Genomic DNA, 24236 nt, shown 5'->3' on the forward strand with positions numbered 1-24236 from the left:
CAATGATTACAAAAAAAATTGGCCTTATTTTTATCCTCCTTATAACGACTTTAACTTCATTTTCTCAGGAAAAATTTACTTTAAGCGGAACCATTACTGACTTTAAAAACAATGAAACCCTGATTGGCGTAAATGTTTATATTCCCGCTTTAAAAATCGGAACTACTACCAATGAATACGGTTTCTATTCGTTAACTGTTCCCAAGGGCGAACATGAAATCGAGATTAGTTACGTTGGTTATCAAACCATTCAAAAAACAATTACCTTAAATCACAATACTAAAAACAATTTTGCAGTTCATGAAAGTGGCGAAGAACTTCAGGAAGTTGTAATAAAAGACAACAGAGGCAAAATCAACATTAAATCGCCCGAAATGAGCGCCAATAAACTTTCTATTGCCACCATAAAAAAAATGCCCGTAGTAATGGGCGAAGTCGATGTTCTTAAATCAATTTTATTACTACCGGGTGTTACAAATGCCGGCGAAGGCGCTTCAGGATTTAATGTTCGGGGTGGCGGTGCTGATCAGAATTTAATTTTATTAGATGAAGCGACAATCTTTAACTCTTCTCACGTATTTGGTTTTTTCTCTGTTTTTAATCCAGATGCTATAAAAGATTTAAAATTATACAAAGGCGGAATTCCTGCACGATATGGAGGAAGAGCTTCATCTGTTCTGGATATTTATCAAAAGGACGGAAACAGCAAGGAATTTCATGTAAATGGAGGAATCGGGCTAATTTCGAGTAGAATCCTGGCAGAAGGCCCGATTGTAAAAGACAAAGGATCTTTTTTAATTGGCGGAAGAGCTTCATATGCTCATTTATTTTTAAAACTATCAGAAGATCAAAAAGACAACTCGGCTTATTTTTATGATTTAAACACAAAATTAAGTTATAAACTAAACGACAATAACAGTCTGTATTTATCCGGTTATTTTGGCCGTGACGTTTTTAGCCTGAATAAAAGTTTTACCAATACGTACGGAAACGCCACTTTAAACTTACGCTGGAATCATTTGTATTCGGATAAATTGTTTGCGAATTTATCTTTGATTTATAGTGATTACTATTATGGCCTTGATTTGGATTTTGTAGGTTTCAAATGGGATTCGGGAATTAAGAATTACAATATCAAATACGATTTCAAGAATTACATCTCTGATAAATTCAAACTAAATTATGGTTTAAACGGAATTTATTATGAATTCAACCCCGGAACGATCAAACCAAGTAATGATACATCAGGAATTAATCCGGATCAGTTGGATAAAAAATACGCTTTTGAACCCTCTGTTTATATTGAAGCAGAAAATCAGCTTTCGAAAAAAATTACAATTTCTTACGGATTACGCTACAGTTTATTTTATCGTTTAGGAGCTTCGACAATCAATTATTACGATAATAACGAACCTGTTATTTTCAATAATGATATGCAGATTTATGAAAAAGCAACACCAACATCAACTCAGTATTTTGGTAAAAACAAGAAAATCCAGAGTTATAACAATTTAGAACCGCGATTCTCGGCTTCTTATCAATTAAACGATGATGAATCGATAAAGGCAAGTTATAACAGAATGGCGCAGTATCTTCAATTGATTTCCAATACCTCATCACCTACTCCGCTTGATGTCTGGATGCCAAGCGACAATTATATCAAACCACAAATTGCAGATCAGGTTGCGTTGGGTTATTTTAGAAATATTAATGACGGTGCCTATTCTTTAGAAATTGAAACGTATTACAAGAAAATTCAAAACAGATTGGATTATATCGACGGTGCCGATTTGATTGCCAATGATGCCATCGAGCAAGTCATCCTTAACGGAAGAATGCGCTCTTATGGTGTAGAATTTATGGTTAAGAAAAACGAAGGCAAACTAAACGGCTGGATCTCCTATACGTTATCAAAATCACAACAACAAACTCCGGGAAGAACTCCTGAGGAAACCGGAATCAATAATGGGCAATGGTACAATTCTGCTTACGACAAAACACACAATTTAGCAGTTACATCGGCTTATACATTAAACGAGAAATGGTCATTTGGCGCTAACTTTGCTTTGCAATCCGGTCAACCGGTTTCGTATCCAAACGGTCAGTATGAATATTTAGGAATCACGATTCCTAGTTACGGAGAAAGAAATGAAAATCGTTTACCGGCGTATCACCATTTAGATGTTTCGGCAACTTTGACACCAAGAAAAAACAAAGACAGAAACTGGAAAGGCGAATGGGTTTTTAGCATTTATAATCTGTACAATCGTCATAATGCAGCCTCTATCAACTTTCGCCAAAATGTTGATACCGGAGCAAATGAAGCTGTACAAACCTCTATTTTTGGGATTGTTCCTGCTGTGAGTTATAATTTTAAATTTTAAAAATAATTTTCTGCAAAAAGAAAACAAAAGATATATCATGAAAAAAGCAACCTTATTAATGGCACTTTTTATTTCAATTTTCTTCGCAAGTTGCGAGGAAGTTGTTGATGTTGATCTCGATACTGCGCCGCCAAAATTAGTAATCGAAGCAGCTATAAACTGGCAAAAAGGAACGCTAGGAAAACAGCAAACTGTAAAATTGTCTACCACAACCGGCTATTTCGAAAACGTAATTCCAACAGTTTCCGGTGCAACCATTTTTATAAAAAACAGCAAAAACGAACAATTTAACTTTGTGGAAGTCAATAAAACCGGACGATATGTATGCACAAACTTTATTCCAGTAATCGACGAAAATTACACCTTGACCGTAATTAGTAATGGTAATACTTATACTGCTGCTGAAACAATGAAATCAGTAGCGCCAATTACCCGAATCGAACAAAATAATGCAGGAGGTATTACAGGCGACGAAATTGAAGTCAGGGCTTTTTATAACGATCCTGCCGATGCAGATAATTTTTATTTGTACAAATATGTATATTCAAACAAAGTGACCTCAACTTACTATGTTTCCGAAGATAAGTTTTTTCAAGGAAATGAATATTTCAGTAAATCAGATGACGACGATTTAGAAATTGGCAATGAAATCGAAATAACACATTACGGAATTTCGAAACAATACTATAACTACATGAGTATTTTGGTAAGTATTGCAGGAAGTAATGTTGGCGGACCTTTTCAGACACCACCTGCTACTGTAAAAGGAAACATCATCAATACCACCGATAAAGCCAATTATCCGTTAGGTTATTTTTCGCTTAGTGAAATTGACACAAAAAAATTCAAAATACAATAATCAGAATTATGGAAGCCAGAATTGAAATTTTATCCGAGAAAAAACTAATTGGTAAACACATTGATATGTCGTTTATCGAAAATAAAACGTTTCAATTATGGAGTTCCTTCATGCCAAAACGAAAAGAAATCAAAAACTCAGTTGATTCGAATTTATATTCGCTTGAAGTTTTTCCTAACGGCCATTTTGATAATTTCGATCCCAACAACAGCTTTCAAAAATGGGCAGCGGTCGAAGTTTCTGATTTTGAAACAATTCCTTCAGAGATGGAAACCCTAATAATCCCAACCGGATTATACGCTGTTTTTGTACATAAAGGCCCGCAAAGCGAAGGACACAAAACCTATCATTCTATTTTTGTAGAGTGGCTGCCAAACTCAGCATATACAGTAGACGAAAGGCCTCATTTTGCCGTAATGGGAGATCAGTATAAGAAAGAAGATCCCGATTCTGAAGAAGAAATCTGGATTCCGATAATTAATAAAGCTTAATTTTTGCCACAGATTTCACTGATTAAAAAGATTATCTGCTCATTCTAAACAATTACGCAACATTGACTAAAATTTGAATTTCCCTAGAATTTTTAATTAAAAAAAAATCAGATGAATCTTTAAAATCTGTAAAAAAAAAAAAACATTATGCTAATTGAAACGCTAAAATCCCTTTTCAACCGTGATCTCAACAAATTAAAAGTTGAAATCGAATCCTATCAAAACGAAAATCAGATTTGGGTAATTGACAAGAACATTTCCAATTCGGCAGGAAATCTATGTTTACATCTTATCGGGAACATTAATACTTATATTGGAGCAGAAATTGGCAAAACAGCTTATGTTAGAAATCGTCCTTTAGAATTTTCCTTAAAAGACATTCCAAAATCAGAGCTAATAACCAAAATAGAAGACACTATTATAGTCGTAAATAATGCTTTTGATACTTTAACAGAAGAAGATCTTGAAGCCATTTATCCGCAAATTGTATTCGAAAAAGAAATGACAACAGGTTTCTTTTTGGTTCATCTCTCTACACATCTGGCCTATCATTTAGGGCAAATCAATTACCACCGAAGGTTGCTTTAGTTTACAGTATTCAGTATTCAGTCGCAGTTTACAGTTTGCGCTAAACACTGAGACTGAATACTGAGACTGAATACTGAGACTGAATACTGAGACTGTAAACTGAGACTGAGACTCTAAACTAAAAACCCCCTCAACATATGTAAAGGTTTAGGAACTAGAATTAAGCAAACTTTGCAAACAATTAATTCAAAATTTCGAAAACATGAAACATTTACTGTTTACACTATTTTCCCTTTGTGCCTTTACCGCAAAAGCACAAGCTTTCAAAAATCCGGAACCGTTATTCGACCCAACTCCATACGGTTTTAGTCATGCATCGTCGGTTTCAACGCCCGGAGAATTCGTTTATATTTCCGGGCAAAGCGGAGGTTTAGGAAAAGAACATACCTTAAGCAATGACTTTAGAGAACAAACTCAGGTTGCCTTAAAAAACATTGTAACCGTTTTAGACAGCTATACTCTAAAACCCGAGAACGTCATGAAAATCACCATTCTCATCGTAGATCATTCACCCGAAAAATTAAAAATATGGAATGAAGAAATCCGTAAAGTCTGGAAAAACAAACCCTTCCCTGCCAGCACCTTAATTCCCGTTCCTAAATTAGCCATCGACGGAATGCTAATCGAAGTTGATGCTATCGCTTTTAAAGCTGCAAAATAGATTTTCACCATTAAGACATTAAGAAAGTTAAGTTTGAATATCTTAAACACAAACCAGTTAAAATCCTTTTAATATTAATAATCTGTGGCAAAAAAAATTAACCATTAAGGCATTAAGTTACATTAAGCAGGAAACTTAACTTTCTTAATATCTTAATGGTAAAACAAAACATCACAACGACAAAAAAATCTAAAATCTAAAATCTAACCTCTAAAATCCTTTCCTTTCGTACATTTGCAGCACATTTCAAATCAAAAACTAAATGTCTTCACACCATATCGTACGCGACGACCAGGAACCCGCTTTAATTATTGCCAACGGAGCAGCATGCAATCCTGAATTATTAGGACAATTGCTCGAATGGTCGCCACTGGTTATCGTGCTGGATTCTGCCATAGAAAGAGTGATTGATTTAGGCATAAAAGTCGATGTGCTTTTAGGAGATTTCGATCGTGGTTTTGATCCTGAAATTTACAAAACCTCCCAATATCCTATCGAAATCGTACATACTCCCGATCAGGATAAAACCGATTTAGAAAAAGCTTTTGATTACCTGATCGCCAGAAAAATTCCTGCCGTAAACGTAGTTTGGGCCACCGGAAAACGTGCCGATCACACTATTACAAACCTCACTAATATCGTTCGTTACCGCAATTTGCTTAAAATTGTCATTCTCGACGACCATTCAAAAATATTCTTGTTACCCAATAAATTCGAGAAGTGGTATACGGCAAAAACACCTATTTCATTGATCCCAATTGGGGTTGTAAACGGAATTAATTCTACCAATTTATTATATCCACTAAAAAACGACACCTTAACAATTGGTTATCGAACCGGCAGCAGCAATGCTGTTCTTCAGGATGGTTTGGTCAGCATCACCCATACCGATGGTGATTTATTGTTAATGGAATGTATGGATTAATCATTTCATTCGAATAAAAGGCTCAAAAATTTCATTTAAACACATAGAAACATAGTTTAAAATCTATAAAAAAGTCGTTTCACTCTAACTTTAAATCACAATAGCAAGCTATGTGAGAAAGCGAGCTTTTTTTGTATCCTAAAAAATAACAACAGAAAATCTATGTTTCTATGTGTTCAAATTCAGATTTAGAATTTGGGTTTTCCTAATTGGAATTTGGAATTTCAAAAATTGGAATTTTAAACACACAGACACTAAGAAAGGAATGACTATCTTTGCACGGAAATTCAGAAAAATGAAAGAAATAGACAATTCCGAAAAAAACAATTTACATCCTCGAAATCTTCACCGTTCCCGTTATGATTTCGAACTTCTTATCGCGAATTGTCCAGAACTAAAAGCATACGTTGCGATCAACATCCACGGAATTGAAACAATCGATTTCAGTAATCCATTGGCTGTAAAAGCGCTTAACAAAGCACTACTTCAAACTTATTACGACATACAAAACTGGGATATTCCTAAAAATTATCTTTGCCCGCCTATTCCGGGAAGAACCGACTATATTCATTATTTAGCTGATTTACTGGCTGAAACCAACAACGGAATCATTCCGCAAGGATCTTCAGTTTTAGGTTTAGACATAGGAACAGGAGCCAATTGCATCTACCCTATTTTAGGAAATGCGATTTACGACTGGAGTTTCGTGGGAACTGATATCGACGAAAAAGCAATCGAAAATTGCAGTAAAATCATCGAAGCAAATCCAAAATTGATTGACGCTATAAGTTTACAGCAACAAACCGAATCCCGTTTTATTTTCAAAAATATCATCACACCCGAAGATCGTTTTACCTTCACGATTTGTAATCCGCCTTTTCATTCTTCTGCCGAAGATGCAAATCAAAGCACCGTTCGTAAAGTTTCCAATTTAACCAAAGAAAGAAAAAAAACAAATCCGGTTTTAAACTTCGGAGGCCACAATGCCGAATTATGGTGCGATGGTGGAGAAATTGGTTTTGTAACCCAAATGATTTACGAAAGTGCAAAATTTGCCATGCAAACCCTGTGGTTCACTACTTTGGTTTCAAAAAGAGAAAATCTTTCGAGCATTTACAAAACCCTTAATAAAGTAAACGCATCTTCAATCAAAACTATTGATATGGCTCAAGGCCAAAAAACAAGCCGTATTGTAGCCTGGACTTTTTTAAGTGAAAGCCAGCAAAAAGCGTGGAAAATTCAAGAATCTTAAATGCGTTTCTTTTAATTTTGTTTTGTAACTTTGAGTAAATTATAGTATCATGAACACTCTTGAACTTCAAAATCTTTTAATATCTGAAATTACAAAAATTGAAGATGATTCATTTTTATCTGCTTTAAAAACAATTTTAGATAGTAGAAAAACTATACCTAAAAATTATTCAGAGCAATACAATGATGAACTGAAAGTAGCTGAAGAGGATATTAGGAATGGAAATTTTTATTCTCATGATGAGATTAAAAACAAGATTGAGCAATGGAAAAAGAAATAATTTGGTCTAAAACTGCCGAAAATCAACTTGAAAAAATTTACTTTTATCTATTAAAACAGTCAAAAAATAGTGAACTTTCAAATAAAGTCATTGATGCCATTTACAATTCCGTTACCATACTAAGAACTAACTGGGAAATATACGAATTAGATGAAATGAAAGAATTCAATAACGGTAACTATCGTGCTTACGAAATTTACAGTTATAGAATATCTTATAAAATCTCTCCAACAGAAATTCAAATTTTAAGAATCAGACATACAAGTCGAAATCCTAAAACATTATAATTATAATACTTTAAATTAAAATTCTGATACTTTTTCGATACGCAATTTCCGTACCTTTAATAGTAAATTGAATTTTATTACTATGCCAAAAATATACTTTAGAATACTGATATTACTTGTAATTACCGGTTGTTCTTCAACAAAAAATGCAAAATTTGACGATTACATTTTCAAAACCAAAAGCGAAAAACAAGCTTATATCAGTTCTTACGACAAAGCCTTAAAACTTTGGGATATTCCCTATTCCGAAGAAAATATAAAAACTTCATACGGAACAGCGCACGTTATTATGGCTGGCCCCAAAAACGGAAAAGATCTTGTTTTGCTTCACGGAATGGACGCGAGCTCAACAATGTGGTACCCCAACATAAAACCGTTAGCCAAAAATCATCGCATATACGCGATCGATTTTATGATGGAGCCCGGAAAATCAACTCTTACTTCAAAATCACTTTCATCAGAAGAAATCGTGATTTTATATAACGAAATTTTCGATCATTATAAATTAAAGAAATTCGATATCGTCGCTGCTTCCCGCGGTGGCTGGATTGCTACTTTATTAACCACTCAAAAAGGAAATAAGATTGATAAAATAGTATTGTTAAGTCCGGCACAAACCTTTAAATTTATCGATAAAGTGGGTAAAACAACTTCTGCTTTAATGCTTAAATTATTCCCAAGTGAAAAGAAATTCGGAAAAACATTAAATACATTTTCTACTCATCCTGAAAAAATTAGCCCCGTTTATAAACGCCAATTTTATCTGGCCAATAAATATGCAAAATCAAATTCAAGTATGCTCAAAATGCATCCGTTTTCTGATGAGGAACTAAAGTCGATTACCAATCCGGTTTTGGTTTTAATTGGCGATCATGATGTCATTAATTCCGAAGAAAGTCTGGAAAGAGCAGATAAATATTTAATCAAAAGCAAAACGCAAATTATAAAAGACGCAGGACATTTTTTATCGATCGATCAGTCAAAAATTGTAAATGATGCGATGATTAAGTTTTTAGAATAATTTGATAAAGTGTATTCTAATCAATATCATTAAATTAAGAGTTTTTCACGCAGATTTAAAAAGATTTAAGCGGATCTGTACAGATTATAATTAAAATAAATCTTCTCAAATCTGCAAAATCTGCGTGAAACAAAATCAACAATAACAAAAATTCGGACAATTCGTGTAATTCTTGACAACCCTTTTATATAGAATTCAAACTTTGTATCTTTACAAAACTAATTTTTCATCCTTCAAAAATGAATTTCCAAGTATCCTCAGAGTATAGTCCAAAAGGTGATCAGCCACAAGCAATCGAAAAACTTTCGCAAGGCGTAATCGATGGCGAAAAGTACCAGACATTATTAGGCGTTACCGGATCCGGAAAAACATTTACGGTGGCGAATGTTATTCAGGAAGTGCAAAGACCTACTTTGGTTTTGGCTCACAATAAAACTTTGGCAGCACAATTATATTCTGAGTTCAAACAGTTTTTTCCGAATAATGCGGTCGAATATTTTGTTTCTTACTACGATTATTACCAACCTGAAGCTTTTATGCCTGTAACAGGAGTTTTTATCGAGAAAGATTTATCTATTAACGAAGAGCTCGAAAAGATGCGTTTAAGCACCACTTCTTCGCTGCTTTCAGGACGTCGGGATGTTTTGGTTGTCGCTTCTGTTTCGTGTTTATATGGTATTGGGAATCCGGTTGAATTTAAAAAAAATGTAATTGAAATAACCAGAGATCAGGTTATTTCGAGAACGAAATTACTTCATAGTCTGGTTCAAAGTTTATACGCCAGAACCGAAGCCGATTTTAATCCGGGAACTTTCAGGATTAAAGGTGATACGGTCGAAGTATATCCAAGTTATGCCGACGATGCATACAGAATTCACTTTTTTGGTGACGAAATCGAAGAAATAGAATCCTTTGATGTGAAGACTTCACAAGTGATCGAAAAATTTAAAAGACTTACTATTTATCCCGCTAATATGTTTGTGACTTCTCCGGATGTACTGCAAGGTGCCATTTGGGAAATTCAGCAGGATTTGGTAAAACAAGTCGATTATTTTAAAGAAATAGGAAAACACTTAGAAGCAAAACGTTTAGAAGAACGTACCAATTTCGACTTAGAAATGATTCGCGAATTAGGGTATTGCTCCGGAATCGAAAATTATTCAAGATACCTTGACGGAAGACAAGCCGGAACAAGACCGTTCTGTTTATTAGATTATTTCCCAAGTGATTATTTGATGATTGTAGACGAAAGTCACGTAACCGTTTCTCAGGTTCACGCCATGTACGGAGGCGACAGAAGCCGTAAAGAGAATCTGGTGGAATACGGTTTTCGTTTACCTGCCGCAATGGACAACAGACCTTTGAAATTTGAAGAGTTTGAAGCCATACAAAATCAGGTGATTTATGTATCTGCAACACCGGCAGATTACGAATTACAAAAAACAGATGGTGTTTATGTAGAACAAATTATTCGCCCAACGGGATTATTAGATCCAGTTATTGAAGTAAGACCAAGTTTGAATCAAATTGATGATTTAATCGAAGAAATTCAGGTGCGTTGCGAATTAGACGAAAGAGTTTTAGTGACCACACTGACTAAAAGAATGGCGGAAGAGCTGGCAAAATATTTAACAAAAGTAAACATCCGTTGTCGTTATATACATTCTGAAGTGGATACGCTGGAGCGTATCGAAATTATGCAGGATTTACGAAAAGGTATTTTTGATGTTTTGATTGGAGTAAACTTACTTCGTGAAGGTCTTGATTTACCAGAGGTTTCGCTGGTTGCAATTCTTGATGCTGATAAAGAAGGTTTTCTTCGTAATCACAGATCTCTAACGCAAACTATTGGTCGTGCGGCAAGAAACCTGAACGGAAAAGCCATTTTGTATGCCGATAAAGTTACAGCAAGTATGCAACGAACCATCGATGAAACAGAATACCGAAGAACCAAACAGATCAATTATAATACAGAGCACGGCATTACGCCACAGGCTTTAAACAAAAAAATTGAGAGTGCTTTTACCAAAAATCCTTTGGTAGAATATGAACTGGGTCATACATTATCTGTTGCTGCAGAACCGGAAACGGCTTATTTATCAAAAACAGAATTAGAAAAAATGATTCGCGAGAAACGTAAATCTATGGAGAAAGCAGCAAAAGAACTGGACTTTTTACAAGCGGCTAAGTTGCGTGACGATATCAAAAAACTACAGGAACAATTGGCTTAATTGTGTTGTTCCTGAAAAACTTTCAATAAAACATTAGGATCAATAATAGCGTTTGGTGCGTTTTTCATTAAATCCAAAACACGTTTGGTTGCATTGGGGTTTAAGCCCATTTCAATAGCGATTTGCTGAATGGCTTTGGCTTCTTTTTCGTGCAAAATACCGTCGCAATACATGATCAAAGCCAGTCTGTAGAATTGCTGAATGCGCTGAAACTCTGATTTTATAATCGAATGGGGATTTTCCTGATGAAATAAGTCATGAAAAACAGCTAAATCAATGCTTAATTCCTGAGCCACAAGCCACAAAAAATCATACTCTCTTTTGTGCAAATGCCCATCAACAGTAGAAAAAGCAATCATTTCTAAAAGTAAACTTCTCTTTTCTGTTTCGGTATTCATCAATTTATTATTTTTAGCTAAAATATTGTTTTTAAATCTAAAATGCAAAGAACTCATGATTAGAGGATTCTTCTTTTTTATAATGCTTTGGATAACCTCTGTCACAAGCGCACAAGAAAGTACCGCTTCAAAAAACGTATCTACTTTTACGATCCAAGCGCCTCAACTAAAAACCACTAAAAAAATCTGGATTTACCTTCCTGAAAATTATTCGGCTACAGCCAAAAAATACAGCGTGATTTATATGCACGATGCCCAAAATTTATTCGATTCTAAAACCGCTTATTCCGGAGAATGGAATGTCGATGAAAAACTGGATAGCCTGAAAGCCCGGGTAATTGTAGTGGGAATCGAGCATGGAAATAAAAAACGCATCGACGAATTAACACCATTTAAAAATGAAAAATATGGTGGCGGAAATGCCGATAATTATCTTGATTTTATTGTAAAAACATTAAAACCATATATCGACAACCATTACAGAACCAAACCAAAAGCTAAAAACACGATCATTATGGGAAGTTCTCTTGGTGGATTAGTTTCCTATTATGCGATTCTAAAATATCCCGAAACATTTGGCAAAGCAGGCGTTTTTTCGCCTTCCTTTTGGTTTTCGAATGACATTTATACTTTAACGGAAAAAGCTCCCAAAATAAAAACCAAAATTTATTTTTTGTGTGGAGATAAAGAAAGTGATGATATGGTAAAAGATATGACCAAAATGGAACGTTTATTAGATACAAAACGTTGCTATTGCTTACATCTTACCAAGTCTAAAATTGTAAAAGGCGGCGAACATAACGAGAAACTCTGGCGGGATGGATTCGTAAAAGCAGTGCTTTGGCTAGGTTATTAATAAAAAACAATCAAAAAATATTATGGAATTAATTTTAAGAGAATACAATCTAAAACTAAAACATACTTTCACTATATCAAGAGAATCAATTGATTTTCAGCCGTCGTTAATTGTCGAACTCAAAAGTGATGGTTTCTCGGGTTTTGGAGAAGCCACTTCAAATCCTTATTATAAAACTACGGTTCCTATGATGATGCAGGATTTAGAAGAAATCAGAAACATTATTGAAACGACCGAAAATGAAACTCCTGAAGTATTTTGGGCAAAAATCTATCCGTATTTAAAAGGTGATATGTTTGCTTTGTGCGCTTTAGACTTGGCGTATAACGACTTGTATGCACGCAAAAAAGGCAAAAAACTATATGAATTATGGAATTATACTATCGAAAAAAATCCGCTTACAGATTATACTATTGGGATTGCTTCGATAGAAAAAATGGTTTCGAAAATGCAGGAACTTCCCTGGCCTATTTATAAAATCAAACTGGGAACCAAAGAAGATATTGCCATTGTAAAGGAACTCAGAAAACATACGAATGCCATTTTTAGAATCGATGCCAATTGCGGTTGGGGCGTTGACGAAACGATAAACAATGCCATTGAACTAAAAAAACTTGGTGTCGAATTTCTGGAACAGCCAATGAAAGCTGATAATTGGGAAGCGCATAAAGAAGTTTTCAAACATTCTGTCCTGCCTGTAATTGCTGATGAAAGCTGTATTATCGAAGAAGATGTTGCCAAATGTTTCAACCATTTTCATGGTGTAAATGTAAAACTGGTAAAATGCGGCGGACTGACCCCCGGAAAACGCATGATCGAAGAAGCTAAAAAACTGGGCTTAAAAACAATGGTGGGTTGTATGACCGAATCGACCGTGGGAATCTCTGCAATTGCGCATTTGTTACCTCAATTGGATTATGTAGACATGGATGGGGCATTACTTTTGGCAGAAGATATTGCCACGGGAGTAAAAATAAAAAATGGTGTTATTCACTATTCTGATCTCAACGGAACCGGAGTTACTTTATTATAAAAGCTATGAATGTCAATCAATTTCCGGATAGAATTATCGAAATCGACCAGGAACAGTATTTGTATTTTGGAGGAACGGCTTATTTGGGATTACCAACCAATAAGGAGTTTCAGGAATTGGTGATTAAAAACATTCGGAATTGGGGAACAACTTACGGTAGCTCCAGAAGCGCGAATATAAAACTAAAAGCCTATGAAAATGGCGAGACTTTTTTAGCCCAACACATCAAGGCAGAAAGTGCCGTTACGGTCTCGTCCGGAATGCTTGCAGGCAAACTCGTTATAGATGAACTAAAAAAACAAACAGATTCTTTTTTCCACTTTCCGAATATGCATCCTGCAATTCAGATTAAGGATAGTTTGCCTGTTTTTTTTAATGGAAATATAAACCCACGTTTGTTAGATTCTCAATCAGAAAAAATTACGATTCTAACTGATGGTGTTTCAGGGTTTCAGACTAAAGCGATTGATTTGTCTGTTTTGGCAACAATTCCTGATCATAAAGAAATTACGCTTCTTATTGATGAATCGCATTCGTTTGGAATTTTAGGCGAAAATGGCCGTGGAATCTACTCTGAAATCAATCTTCCTATCAAACGAAAAATTATGATTTCTTCGTTAGGAAAAGCATTCGGTTTAAGCGGCGGTGTTATTGCAAGTGATGCGGCTTTTATTAATCAAATAAAAAATCTGGACATTTTTATTTCTGCTGCCGGAATGAATCCTGCTTTTGTTCAGACCCTAGCGGATGCTTCAGCTCTTTATAAAACTCAACATCAAAAATTACTGGAGAATCTGAATTATATTGATCGAAAGTTAATCAAAAGTCAACACATTAAATTTAACAAAACCTATCCTCTGATTTATTTAGAAAACGAGAATTTGATAGAAACATTAAAAGCCAATAAAATCATTATTGCCAATTTTAAATATCAGGAAAACGCCAATAATCTAAACAGAATTGTAGTTACGGCTAATCATCTTCCTGAAGATTTAGACAAATTAATAAATATCTTAAACGAAAAGGTTTGACACTAATTTCACAAATTTTCACGAATTAAAATTTAAGCGCAATAGAATTTGCGGAAATTTGTGAAATTTGTGGCAAAAAAACTTTCCCTATCTCAATAAATTGTCATCAAATTACTTTTAAAACGTACCTTTGTAAAAAATTAAACGATGACGAACAACGATATCCTAAAAAAACTTCGCGTGGCTTTGATGCTCCGTGACGACCAAATAGTTGAAATTTTAGAATTAGTAGATTTTAGAATTTCAAAATCTGAATTGGGAGCTTTTTTTAGAGCCGAAGATCATGAAAATTACATGGAATGTGGTGATCAGGTTTTGCGTAATTTCTTAAACGGATTGGTAATTCATTTAAGAGGAACGAAAGAAAACCCGAAAAACCCAAATGACGTTTTAGCGAAACATAAAGCTGAAATTCCTAAAAAAGACAGTACTAAAGAAAGACCTGAATTTAAAGCCAGTGCAAAAGATGCTGAAAAAGGAAGAGGCGATAAAGCTCCTTCTAAAACAGGACCTGCAGCTAAAAAACCTTTCAAGAAAAACAATACTAAAACTGCTCCTAAAGTACAGGTTGTAGAAAAAGTTGTTTACAAAAACGGGAAGAATAAGAAATAAGCTTTTTAACCGCAAAGGGCGCAAGGATTTTTAATTATAAGAATCTTTATAAACGCAAAGTTCGCAAAGCTATATTTGATAAAGCTTTGCGAACTTTGCGTTTTTATTTAAACCTTACATAAAAAAACTTTGCGCCCTTTGCGGTTAAATCATCATCAAAATAAAATAGATCTATATCTTATTCTGATCAATTCGTTCAAAAAAAGCATCTTTATACGTTGCTCCTATCGGCAATTCTTTACTATTAATAAAAACAGAAAAACTATCTGTAGATTCTATTTGTTTTAACGCAATTATAAAGGATTTATGTATTTGGATAAAGTCTTTTTCGGGCAATGATTCAATCACATTTTTTAAAGACGAATGTGTAATTAACTGTTGTTTTTGAGTATGAATACAAACATAATTCTGAAGACTTTCTACATATAAAATTTCCTCCAAAAATAACTTCTGGAATTTATTTTTTCCATCGGTTTTCACAAAAATAAACTCAGATGAATTGTTGGTAACAACCTCTGTTTTTGGTTCAGCATTTAGTTTCGAGACAGCCTGATAAAAACGTTCGAAAGCAATTGGTTTCAATAGATAATCAATCGCATTAAGCTCAAATCCTTCTAATGCAAAATCAGGATATGCTGTTGTAAAAATAACTTTTATATCTTTTAAAATTATCCTGGAGATCTGCAAGCCTGTGAGTTGCGGCATCTGAATATCCAAAAAAATAACATCGACGCTTTGTGTATTCAGAAATTCTAATGCTTTTAATGCATCATTAAAAACGCCAACTTTTTCGAGAAAAGATACTTTTTCGATATAATTTTCGAGTATTCGCGTTGCTGGCGGTTCATCATCAACAATGATACATTTAAAATTCATGGAATTATTTTTTTAGTGGTATTTTTAAATAGGTTTTAAAGGTATTATTTTCTGCTGTTTTCTCCAGTATAAATTGATCTTTATACGTGTACTCTAAACGTTTGGTCAGGTTCTCAAAACCAATTCCCGTCGAGGAATAATTCTCTCCTCCTACGTTATAATTAAAGGTTGATAGCTCTAAAAAGTCTCCTTTTATTTGGATCGAAATAATCGCTTTTTCATCCGGATTATTGAGTTTGGCGTGTTTAAAAACATTTTCGATAAAATGAATTAAAGCCGATGACAGAATTTTTTCGGTTGCATAATTTCCTTCAATTTCAAAGTCCAGACAAAGCTGATCTTCAAATCGTTTTTGCTGCAAATGAATGTAGTTTTGCACAAACTGAATTTCTTTAGAAAGCAACACTTCATCCTTCTCTGTTTCTGTAATCACGTAGCGCAACAAATCAGATAACACTAAAATATCCGAAGCCATTTTATCGTCTTTCAAAATCAACTGACTATAAAACGAATTAAGCGTATTAAATAAAAAATGCGGACTAACCTGAGATTTAAGCATTTGAAGCTGCGCCTTTTTATTTTCTAATAACAATTCCTGGTTTTGCTTATTAGCATCCTGAAATTGCCAAAACAAATAACTAAGAGCACTTAAAATTACAGACGGTAATCCGAAGAAAAAATTATCCCGAATATAATATCCTATTTTACGTGTTTCCTCTCCGTAATTGTGAATTCCTGTAATTTCAAACACAACTACTTCCTGCAAAAAATAACGGACTCCGGCAAAAATTAATAATGAAACTGGAACGCTTAAAAAGTACCATAACATCCTTTTTTTATTTAAAAACCAGTCACAAAATGTATAAAAATTAAGAAGATAAACAATGAAAATAGAGAGCAAAAAACCTGCATTAAAAAAGAAATACATCATACTGAAAACAGACTCCAATTTTCGATTACTCACGCCAATATCCCAAAGATAAAAGGTTAGAAACAATCCTAAGAAAAGGAGAATATGATAATAAAAGGGAATTTTCAGCTTCATAATAATGTTGTTGTTATTTCAAAAATACAACTATGCAATTACATGAATACTATGTTTATATAAAATAGCTATTTTCTGTGACGAACTATCAAAAAGGATACACGAAATTTTTTGACAGCTTATTTTAAATGTTTGTGATTTGAAATATGATGTTCATCAAAAACTAAAATATGATGAGAAAAGCTGCGATACATTTGCCTTGAATTTAAAACAAATCATCATGAAAAAAATCGCTTTATTACTCGTTTTTACAATGGTATTAACGACTGTTTCTGCTCAATCAAAAAAGAAACAAATATTATTATTTGGAAGTTTCCATTTTGAAAATCCGGGACTTGACGTTGCTAAAGTAAATACCTTTAATGTAATGTCAGACAAAAGCCAGAAAGAGCTGGAAAAAATCACCGATAAAATTAAAAAGTTTGGCCCCGATAAAATCTTCATTGAATGGAATTATCAAAAACAAGCCAAATTAGATCAATTTTATGCCAAGAACACTGATAGTTTACTTAAGAATGATTCAGATGAAATCGTACAAATAGCTTTAAGATCAGCTAAAAAATTAGGCCATAAAAAGCTATACGGAATTGATTACAAAGGCGCTGATTTTCCGTATGACAGTTTGGTAAAAGGAATGAAAGAAGCTGGTCAGCTTGATTTAATCAAAAGGAATGACGAGACTATGAAGGATTATGAAACAGATTTCAATACAAAAATTACAAAGTATTCTTTAACAGAACTTCTTTTAGATATTAATACAAAAGCATCAAATGACGACAATCTTCAGTGGTATCTTCAAACTGCCATCAAAGGTGGCAAAACTGATAATTTTGTGGGAGCTTTTTTAGTTTCAGAATGGTACAGAAGAAATCTTTATATGTATGCTTTAATTCAAAAACTAACCGAAAGTAAAGACGATAAAATAATGGTTTTATTAGGCGCCGGACATACGGCAATGATTCGAGAATTTGTTGAGCATAATCCTGAATTTGAAATTATTGAATTGGGTACTGTGCTTAAGTAATTTTGTAACTGCGAAGAATTTAACCGCAAAGAGCGCTAAGATTTACGCAAAGTTCGCTAAGTTTTTTATTGATAAAGCTTTGCGAACTTTTGCGTTTGTAAACATAATACAAAAATAAAATCTTGCGTTCTTTGCGGTTAAATAGACTCCAAAAAAAAATCCTTCCAATGACTGGAAGGATTTTCTATATAATTGATTTCTTATTTGATTAAGAAAGTGCAGCTTTAACCTGGTCAGCAGCTTCTTGAAATTGAGTAGCTGATAAGATTGGCATACCTGAATTGTCAATTAATTCTTTTGCAATTTCAGCATTTGTTCCTTGCAAACGAACAATAATTGGCACATTGATAGCATCACCCATATTTTTGTAAGCGTCAACAACTCCTTGCGCCACACGGTCACAACGAACGATTCCACCAAAAATATTGATTAAAATAGCTTTTACGTTAGGATCTTTTAAGATAATTCTAAAAGCAGTTTCAACACGTTTTGCATCAGCAGTTCCACCAACGTCTAAGAAGTTAGCAGGCTCAAAACCAGCATATTTAATTAAATCCATAGTTGCCATTGCAAGACCTGCTCCGTTTACCATACATCCTACAGTACCGTCAAGATCTACATAGTTCAAACCTACTTCTTTAGCTTCAACTTCGATTGGATTCTCCTCACGGATATCTCTCATCTCAGCATATTTTGGTTGTCTGTATAAAGCATTATCATCGATATTTACTTTAGCATCTACAGCCATAATTTTGTTATCAGATGTTTTCAAAACCGGGTTGATTTCAAACATAGAAGCATCAGAACCAATGTAAGCATTGTATAATGAATCGATGAATTTTACCATTTCTTTGAAAGCATTTCCAGAAAGACCTAAGTTAAAAGCAATTCTTCTTGCCTGAAAACCTTGTAATCCAACAGAAGGATCAACTTCTTCAGTAAAAATTAAATGAGGAGTGTGCTCAGCAACTTCTTCAATATCCATTCCACCTTCAGTAGAATACATAATCATGTTACGACCAGTAGCTCTATTTAATAAAACAGAAACATAAAATTCAGAAGTTTCACTTTCACCAGGATAGTAAACATCTTCTGCAACTAATATTTTGTTTACTTTTTTACCTTCTGCAGAAGTTTGAGGTGTAATCAATTGCATTCCGATGATTTGTCCAGCAATTTCTTCCACTTGTTGCAAGTTTTTTGCTAACTTAACTCCACCACCTTTTCCACGACCACCTGCGTGAATTTGTGCTTTTATTACGTGCCATCCTGTACCAGTCTCGGCAGTTAATTGTTTTGCAGCAGCCACAGCTTCGACTGCATTGTTAGCCACAATTCCGCGTTGAATGCGTACTCCGTAACTTGCTAAAATTTCTTTTCCTTGATATTCGTGTATGTTCATAATATAGAATTTGTCTGGTTCTGAATTTATTTCAGAATAAAAGTGCGACAAAAGTAGCAAAATTCAACTGAATAGTAAAATCTTTTTCAATTAAAAAACGTGTCAGATATTTATAAAACGTTTATTCTTTTTCAATGCAAAGAAATAGTTAACTAAACAATTTGTTAATATTAACTGAAAACCACTAAAACGTTTGATATTTAACAAAAACTTCATTGTATTTACTAGCCTTACGGCGATTTTTCTTAATATATTCTAACAGCCGTTATCATTTTATCAATTCGCAATGGTTAATATAATATTATTATCAATTAAGAAGCGTTTTTCTAGTATTACAATAAAAATGTAAGTCGAATTACAATTCCACTACATTATATTTAACGAAATCTTTATTTTTGTAGAAAAAATATCAAGAATGAAAGTTAAAGAACAAGGGCTTTATTTGCCTGAATTTGAACACGACAATTGTGGTGCAGGATTTATTTGTAATTTGAATGGTATTAAATCTAACGATATTATTCACAAAGCATTGGATATCTTAATAAAATTGGAACATCGTGGTGCCGTTAGTTCTGATGGAAGAACTGGAGACGGGGCTGGAATTTTATTCGATATCCCACACGCTTTCTTTAAAAAAGTATGTGACTTTGAAATCCCTGAAACACGTGAGTATGCAGTAGGAATGGTTTTTTTACCAAAAAGCAAAAACCAGGTTTCTTTTTGTATCAACGCTTTCGAATCGACTATTAAGGATCAGAACTTAAAGATCCTGGGTTGGAGAGATGTACCTGTTGAAGTAGAAAATTTAGGGCAGATTGCCGCAGAAAAAGAACCAACAGTTAAACAGGTTTTTGTTAGCAAGAACGGTCAGGATTTAACTGAAAACGAATTTAATGCAAAACTTTTTGCAGCTAGAAAAATTGCTGAACATGCCGTAAGAGGATCAAAAACCTCTGAAAGTCATATGTTTTATTTCTCTAGTTTATCGACAACTACCATAATATATAAAGGTCTATTGATGCCGGAAGACATCAGCCGTTATTATGTTGACTTAAAAGATCCGGATTTAGTGACTCGTTTGGCGTTAGTGCACCAACGTTTCTCTACTAATACTTTCCCTTCATGGGAGTTAGCGCAACCGTTTAGATACATGTGTCATAATGGTGAGATCAATACATTACGTGGAAACGTAAGCCGTATGCGTGCTCGTGAAGAATTGATGGAAAGCAAAGTTTTTGGAAATGATATCAAAAAACTATTCCCAATTATCTTAGAAGGAAAATCAGATTCTGCTTCTATGGATATGGTGGTAGAACTTTTATTAATGACTGGTCGTTCATTGCCTGAGGCGATGATGATGGTGGTTCCTGAAGCTTGGGAAAAACACCAAACGATGTCTCCTGAGAAAAGAGCATTCTACGAATTTAACTCTTGTATCATGGAGCCTTGGGATGGTCCAGCTTCGATTCCGTTTACAGATGGTAACGTAATTGGTGCTTTATTAGACCGTAACGGTTTGCGTCCTTCTCGTTATACATTAACAAAAAGCGGTTTCGTAATCATGTCATCAGAAATTGGTGTATTGGATGTTGAGCCGGAAGATGTAGTACAACACGGTCGTTTAGAGCCAGGAAAAATGTTCTTGGTTGATATGAACGAAGGTCGTATTATTGAAGATGATGAAATTAAAAAAGCAATTGTAACCAAACGTCCTTACCAGGAATGGATCGATGCCAACTTGTTACAATTATCTCAAATACCTTATACCAATAACCCTACTCCTGTTGAGAAACTAGATTTCTTAACAAGACAAAAATTATTTGGTTATACTATCGAAGATTTAAAAACAATCATTAACCCAATGGGAGCTCAGGGCGCTGAAGCCATTAGTTCTATGGGTAACGATACACCGTTGGCTGTATTATCAGAGCAGCCACAATTGTTGTACAACTATTTCAAACAATTATTTGCTCAGGTTACCAACCCGCCTTTGGATGGTATTCGTGAAGAAATCATTACTGATATTAGTTTAGCAATTGGTGGCGATTTTAATATTTTCGAAATTGAATCTAAACAATGTAAAAAACTAAAAATCCAAAATCCGGTTATCTCGAATGAGGATTTGGATAAGATAAGAAACATTGATCACGCAGATTTTAAATCGGCTACTATTTCTACTTTATACAAAATAGAAAAAGGAGTTAACGGTTTAGAGAGAGCGCTTGAAAAATGTGTTCAGGCAACTTTTAAAGCTGTTTCTGAAGGATGCAACATCATCATTTTATCAGACAGAGGTGTAAGTGAAGAATTGGCTCCAATACCAATGTTATTGGCTTGTTCTTACATTCACCACTCATTGAACATTTTACAGGTTCGTTCTAAATTCGGAATCATCATCGAATCTGCAGAACCTCGCGAGCCGCATCATTTTGCTTTATTGTTTGGATATGGTGCAAGTGCCATCAACCCTTACATGGTAAACGAGATCATTCACGACCAGGTAAACCAGGGGTTCATTACAGGAGTAAAAGCTGATTATGCGATTGTAAATTACAACAAAGCGATTGCAAAAGGTATCCTTAAAATCATGAACAAAATTGGTATCTCGACTTTACATTCGTACAGAGCTGCTCAGATTTTCGAGATTTTAGGTTTAAACAAAACTTTCACTAATAAATATTTCCCATTTACTCCTTCAAGAATCGAAGGAATTGGTTTGATGGAAGTAGAGAAAGAAGTGAAAAAACGTTTCCAAAAAGCATTTCCAAACTCTAAAATTGCCAACTTGCTTTCTTTAGAAATTGGAGGTATTTACAGATGGAGACGTGGCGGAGAAAAACACATGTTTAATCCAACAACGATTTCAAAATTACAACAGGCCGTTCGTTTAAACAGTCCTGAAAGCTATAAAGAATATTCTAATATGGTCAATGAGCAAAGCTCAAACTTAATGACTATTAGAGGTTTATTCGAATTTAACAATTTAGATCCAATTTCTATTGATGAAGTAGAACCTTGGACCGAAATTGTAAAAAAATTCAAAACGGGTGCTATGTCTTACGGATCTATCAGTAGAGAAGCACACGAGAATTTAGCGATTGCGATGAACAGAATTGGTGGAAAAAGTAACTCTGGAGAAGGTGGAGAAGATCCTAAACGTTTCCAGAAAGAAATTAACGGAGATTCAAGAAACAGTGCTATCAAACAAGTTGCCTCAGGACGTTTTGGTGTTTCGATCAACTATTTGACAAACGCTAAAGAAATCCAGATTAAAATGGCTCAAGGGGCAAAACCTGGTGAAGGTGGACAGTTACCTGGAGAAAAAGTAGTGCCTTGGATTGCTGAAACAAGAAACTCTACGCCTTATGTAGGTTTGATTTCGCCTCCGCCACACCACGATATTTACTCTATTGAGGATTTATCTCAGTTGATTTTCGACTTAAAAAATGCCAATCGTGAAGCACGTGTCAACGTAAAATTAGTTTCTGAAGTTGGAGTTGGAACGATCGCTGCCGGTGTTGCCAAAGCAAAAGCCGATGTGATCCTGATTTCAGGTTATGACGGAGGAACTGGTGCTGCACCATTGACATCATTGCAACACACAGGTATTCCTTGGGAACTTGGTTTAGCTGAAGCACAACAGACTTTGATCTTGAATGATTTAAGAAGTCGTGTGGTTCTTGAATGTGACGGACAATTGAAAACTGGTCGTGACGTAGCAATTGCTGCTTTGTTAGGAGCTGAAGAATTTGGTTTTGCAACCGCACCACTTGTTGCTTCTGGTTGTATCATGATGAGAGCTTGTCACTTGAATACTTGCCCGGTTGGTATTGCAACCCAGGATCCTGAATTGAGAAAAAATTTCAAAGGAACTCCGGAGCACGTGATCAACTTCATGTATTTTATTGCTGAGGAATTAAGAGAAATCATGGCGCAGTTAGGTTTCAGAACCTTAAAAGAAATGGTGGGTCAGTCACAAAAATTAAATGTGAACAAAGCAATCAAACATTACAAAGCAAATGGTTTAGATTTATCATCAATTTTATACAAACCGGAAAAAGCGAAAACAGAGCCAAATCATAATACAACTACGCAAGATCACCAACTTGAAAATGTATTGGATTTTGACATCATTAAAGAAGCTATTCCTTCTATTTATAGAAAAGAAAAAACAAGAGTTACATTTAAAATTAAAAATACAGACCGTTCTGTAGGTGCTATTTTGAGTAATGAAATCTCAAAAATATATGGCGCACAAGGTTTACCTGAAGACACTATTTTAGTTGATTTTGAAGGTTCTGCCGGACAAAGTTTTGGTGCTTTTGCAACAAACGGATTGTCGTTTAAAATTCACGGAAACTGTAATGATTACTTAGGAAAAGGTCTTTCTGGAGGAAAACTAATTGTAAAAGTACCTCCTACTGCAACTTTCAAACCTGAAGATAACATCATTATTGGAAACGTTGCCCTTTACGGAGCTATTACCGGAGAGGCTTATATTAATGGAATGGCCGGTGAGCGTTTTTGTGTGAGAAACTCCGGAGCAACTGCTGTTGTTGAAGGAATTGGAGATCACGGATGCGAATACATGACAGGTGGTACAGTGGTTGTTTTAGGAAAAACAGGAAGAAACTTCGCAGCGGGTATGAGCGGTGGTGTTGCTTATGTTTACGATCCTAAACAACAATTTGATGCAACAGTATGCAACATGGAAATGGTTGCTTTTGATCCTATCGAAGAAGAAGATGTGACGAAATTGAGAAAACTAATCAAAAATCACTCTTTGTACACCAACAGTCCATTAGCAAAAAGAATTTTAGCAGACTGGGAAAATGAACAAAACCATTTCGTAAAAGTAATGCCAACTGATTACAAAAAAGCATTGCAACGAATTGCAGAAGAGAAAAAAATAGAAGAATTAATAGCTGGATAAATGATTTTGGAATTTTAGATTTTAGAGTTCAGATTTTAGATTGAAAA

The 24236-nt window shown here is 34.5% G+C and carries 21 protein-coding genes; 17 read left to right on the forward strand and 4 right to left on the reverse strand.

Annotated features, from left to right (window positions below):
* Nucleotides 1-2 precede the first annotated feature (2 nt).
* From ACIDC4_RS04580 to uvrB, 11 genes are all read left to right on the forward strand, one after another.
* The gene (locus tag ACIDC4_RS04580; RefSeq protein WP_412041937.1) at nt 3-2384 is read left to right on the forward strand and encodes a TonB-dependent receptor; all 2382 of its coding nucleotides are present in this window, start codon (nt 3-5) and stop codon (nt 2382-2384) included.
* Nucleotides 2385-2421: 37 nt separating this feature from the next.
* A complete protein-coding gene (locus tag ACIDC4_RS04585; RefSeq protein WP_412041938.1) occupies nt 2422-3243 on the forward strand; it encodes a DUF4249 domain-containing protein in 822 nt (273 codons plus the stop codon).
* A gap of 8 nt (nt 3244-3251) precedes the next feature.
* On the forward strand, nt 3252-3734 hold the full coding sequence (locus tag ACIDC4_RS04590; RefSeq protein WP_412041939.1) for a GyrI-like domain-containing protein: 483 nt from the start codon (nt 3252-3254) through the stop codon (nt 3732-3734).
* 147 nt (nt 3735-3881) lie between these two features.
* Nucleotides 3882-4322, forward strand: coding sequence for a DinB family protein (locus tag ACIDC4_RS04595; protein ID WP_412041940.1), 441 nt, complete (start codon nt 3882-3884; stop codon nt 4320-4322).
* 202 nt (nt 4323-4524) lie between these two features.
* Nucleotides 4525-4983, forward strand: a complete 459-nt coding sequence (locus tag ACIDC4_RS04600) for a RidA family protein (RefSeq protein WP_412041941.1) — start codon at nt 4525-4527, stop codon at nt 4981-4983.
* Between the two features lie 262 nt (nt 4984-5245).
* Complete coding sequence (locus ACIDC4_RS04605) at nt 5246-5908, forward strand: thiamine diphosphokinase (protein ID WP_230036290.1); 663 nt, start codon at nt 5246-5248, stop codon at nt 5906-5908.
* Nucleotides 5909-6203: 295 nt separating this feature from the next.
* Nucleotides 6204-7160, forward strand: coding sequence for a 23S rRNA (adenine(1618)-N(6))-methyltransferase RlmF (gene rlmF / locus ACIDC4_RS04610; protein ID WP_412041942.1), 957 nt, complete (start codon nt 6204-6206; stop codon nt 7158-7160).
* Between the two features lie 49 nt (nt 7161-7209).
* Complete coding sequence (locus ACIDC4_RS04615; RefSeq protein ID WP_412041943.1) at nt 7210-7440, forward strand: hypothetical protein; 231 nt, start codon at nt 7210-7212, stop codon at nt 7438-7440.
* Nucleotides 7425-7727 (forward strand): type II toxin-antitoxin system RelE/ParE family toxin, encoded by a 303-nt coding sequence (locus tag ACIDC4_RS04620; RefSeq protein WP_412041944.1) that lies wholly within the window; start codon nt 7425-7427, stop codon nt 7725-7727. The genes ACIDC4_RS04615 and ACIDC4_RS04620 overlap by 16 nt, the downstream gene beginning before the upstream one ends.
* Before the next feature lie 82 nt (nt 7728-7809).
* The gene (locus ACIDC4_RS04625) at nt 7810-8748 is read left to right on the forward strand and encodes an alpha/beta fold hydrolase (RefSeq protein ID WP_412041945.1); all 939 of its coding nucleotides are present in this window, start codon (nt 7810-7812) and stop codon (nt 8746-8748) included.
* A 239-nt stretch (nt 8749-8987) separates the two neighbouring features.
* Nucleotides 8988-10979, forward strand: a complete 1992-nt coding sequence (gene uvrB, locus ACIDC4_RS04630; protein WP_412041946.1) for an excinuclease ABC subunit UvrB — start codon at nt 8988-8990, stop codon at nt 10977-10979.
* Here the strand turns inward: uvrB and ACIDC4_RS04635 are convergent.
* Nucleotides 10976-11377 carry an excinuclease ABC subunit B gene (locus ACIDC4_RS04635; RefSeq protein WP_230036279.1) on the reverse strand — a complete coding sequence of 134 codons (402 nt, stop codon included), beginning with the start codon at nt 11375-11377 and terminating at the stop codon, nt 10976-10978. The two genes, uvrB and ACIDC4_RS04635, sit on opposite strands and share 4 nt — an antisense overlap.
* Nucleotides 11378-11432: 55 nt before the next feature.
* On the opposite strand from ACIDC4_RS04635, the gene ACIDC4_RS04640 reads away from it, so the two are divergent.
* The 4 genes from ACIDC4_RS04640 (at nt 11433) to ACIDC4_RS04655 (ending at nt 14909) form a co-directional block, all read left to right on the forward strand.
* Nucleotides 11433-12233, forward strand: a complete 801-nt coding sequence (locus ACIDC4_RS04640; protein WP_412041947.1) for an alpha/beta hydrolase — start codon at nt 11433-11435, stop codon at nt 12231-12233.
* A 22-nt stretch (nt 12234-12255) separates the two neighbouring features.
* Nucleotides 12256-13266, forward strand: coding sequence for a dipeptide epimerase (locus tag ACIDC4_RS04645; protein WP_412041948.1), 1011 nt, complete (start codon nt 12256-12258; stop codon nt 13264-13266).
* A gap of 5 nt (nt 13267-13271) precedes the next feature.
* Complete coding sequence (locus ACIDC4_RS04650; RefSeq protein ID WP_412041949.1) at nt 13272-14297, forward strand: aminotransferase class I/II-fold pyridoxal phosphate-dependent enzyme; 1026 nt, start codon at nt 13272-13274, stop codon at nt 14295-14297.
* 147 nt (nt 14298-14444) lie between these two features.
* Nucleotides 14445-14909, forward strand: a complete 465-nt coding sequence (locus ACIDC4_RS04655) for a DUF1456 family protein (RefSeq protein ID WP_194616402.1) — start codon at nt 14445-14447, stop codon at nt 14907-14909.
* Nucleotides 14910-15080: 171 nt separating this feature from the next.
* Here the strand turns inward: ACIDC4_RS04655 and ACIDC4_RS04660 are convergent, their stop codons facing one another.
* Both ACIDC4_RS04660 and ACIDC4_RS04665 read right to left on the reverse strand, forming a co-directional pair.
* Nucleotides 15081-15785 carry a LytR/AlgR family response regulator transcription factor gene (locus ACIDC4_RS04660; RefSeq protein WP_412041950.1) on the reverse strand — a complete coding sequence of 235 codons (705 nt, stop codon included), beginning with the start codon at nt 15783-15785 and terminating at the stop codon, nt 15081-15083.
* A 4-nt stretch (nt 15786-15789) separates the two neighbouring features.
* Nucleotides 15790-16614, reverse strand: a complete 825-nt coding sequence (locus ACIDC4_RS04665; RefSeq protein ID WP_412041951.1) for a sensor histidine kinase — start codon at nt 16612-16614, stop codon at nt 15790-15792.
* 436 nt (nt 16615-17050) lie between these two features.
* On the opposite strand from ACIDC4_RS04665, the gene ACIDC4_RS04670 reads away from it, so the two are divergent.
* A complete protein-coding gene (locus tag ACIDC4_RS04670; protein WP_412041952.1) occupies nt 17051-17854 on the forward strand; it encodes a DUF5694 domain-containing protein in 804 nt (267 codons plus the stop codon).
* A 208-nt stretch (nt 17855-18062) separates the two neighbouring features.
* On the opposite strand, the gene sucC is transcribed toward ACIDC4_RS04670, so the two are convergent.
* Entirely contained in the window at nt 18063-19256 is a 1194-nt protein-coding gene (gene sucC, locus ACIDC4_RS04675) for an ADP-forming succinate--CoA ligase subunit beta (protein ID WP_065448167.1), read from the reverse strand.
* A 415-nt stretch (nt 19257-19671) separates the two neighbouring features.
* Here sucC and gltB point away from each other — a divergent pair, with 415 nt between their 5' ends.
* The gene (gene gltB / locus ACIDC4_RS04680; protein ID WP_412041953.1) at nt 19672-24189 is read left to right on the forward strand and encodes a glutamate synthase large subunit; all 4518 of its coding nucleotides are present in this window, start codon (nt 19672-19674) and stop codon (nt 24187-24189) included.
* Nucleotides 24190-24236 lie beyond the last annotated feature (47 nt).

This window comes from Flavobacterium sp. C3NV (assembly GCF_046825355.2).
Lineage (GTDB): Bacteria > Bacteroidota > Bacteroidia > Flavobacteriales > Flavobacteriaceae > Flavobacterium.

Bases quoted from the DNA above. Each gene is read 5' to 3' on its own strand.
- ACIDC4_RS04655 (WP_194616402.1), top strand. From the start codon at position 14,445: ATGACGAACAACGATATCCTAAAAAAACTTCGCGTGGCTTTGATGCTC.
- ACIDC4_RS04580 (WP_412041937.1), top strand. From the start codon at position 3: ATGATTACAAAAAAAATTGGCCTTATTTTTATCCTCCTTATAACGACT.
- ACIDC4_RS04650 (WP_412041949.1), top strand. From the start codon at position 13,272: ATGAATGTCAATCAATTTCCGGATAGAATTATCGAAATCGACCAGGAA.
- ACIDC4_RS04670 (WP_412041952.1), top strand. From the start codon at position 17,051: ATGAAAAAAATCGCTTTATTACTCGTTTTTACAATGGTATTAACGACT.
- ACIDC4_RS04595 (WP_412041940.1), top strand. From the start codon at position 3,882: ATGCTAATTGAAACGCTAAAATCCCTTTTCAACCGTGATCTCAACAAA.
- rlmF (WP_412041942.1), top strand. From the start codon at position 6,204: ATGAAAGAAATAGACAATTCCGAAAAAAACAATTTACATCCTCGAAAT.
- ACIDC4_RS04600 (WP_412041941.1), top strand. From the start codon at position 4,525: ATGAAACATTTACTGTTTACACTATTTTCCCTTTGTGCCTTTACCGCA.
- ACIDC4_RS04605 (WP_230036290.1), top strand. From the start codon at position 5,246: ATGTCTTCACACCATATCGTACGCGACGACCAGGAACCCGCTTTAATT.
- sucC (WP_065448167.1), bottom strand. From the start codon at position 19,256: ATGAACATACACGAATATCAAGGAAAAGAAATTTTAGCAAGTTACGGA.
- ACIDC4_RS04590 (WP_412041939.1), top strand. From the start codon at position 3,252: ATGGAAGCCAGAATTGAAATTTTATCCGAGAAAAAACTAATTGGTAAA.
- ACIDC4_RS04640 (WP_412041947.1), top strand. From the start codon at position 11,433: ATGATTAGAGGATTCTTCTTTTTTATAATGCTTTGGATAACCTCTGTC.
- ACIDC4_RS04585 (WP_412041938.1), top strand. From the start codon at position 2,422: ATGAAAAAAGCAACCTTATTAATGGCACTTTTTATTTCAATTTTCTTC.
- ACIDC4_RS04635 (WP_230036279.1), bottom strand. From the start codon at position 11,377: ATGAATACCGAAACAGAAAAGAGAAGTTTACTTTTAGAAATGATTGCT.
- uvrB (WP_412041946.1), top strand. From the start codon at position 8,988: ATGAATTTCCAAGTATCCTCAGAGTATAGTCCAAAAGGTGATCAGCCA.
- gltB (WP_412041953.1), top strand. From the start codon at position 19,672: ATGAAAGTTAAAGAACAAGGGCTTTATTTGCCTGAATTTGAACACGAC.
- ACIDC4_RS04620 (WP_412041944.1), top strand. From the start codon at position 7,425: ATGGAAAAAGAAATAATTTGGTCTAAAACTGCCGAAAATCAACTTGAA.
- ACIDC4_RS04665 (WP_412041951.1), bottom strand. From the start codon at position 16,614: ATGTTATGGTACTTTTTAAGCGTTCCAGTTTCATTATTAATTTTTGCC.
- ACIDC4_RS04615 (WP_412041943.1), top strand. From the start codon at position 7,210: ATGAACACTCTTGAACTTCAAAATCTTTTAATATCTGAAATTACAAAA.
- ACIDC4_RS04625 (WP_412041945.1), top strand. From the start codon at position 7,810: ATGCCAAAAATATACTTTAGAATACTGATATTACTTGTAATTACCGGT.
- ACIDC4_RS04645 (WP_412041948.1), top strand. From the start codon at position 12,256: ATGGAATTAATTTTAAGAGAATACAATCTAAAACTAAAACATACTTTC.
- ACIDC4_RS04660 (WP_412041950.1), bottom strand. From the start codon at position 15,785: ATGAATTTTAAATGTATCATTGTTGATGATGAACCGCCAGCAACGCGA.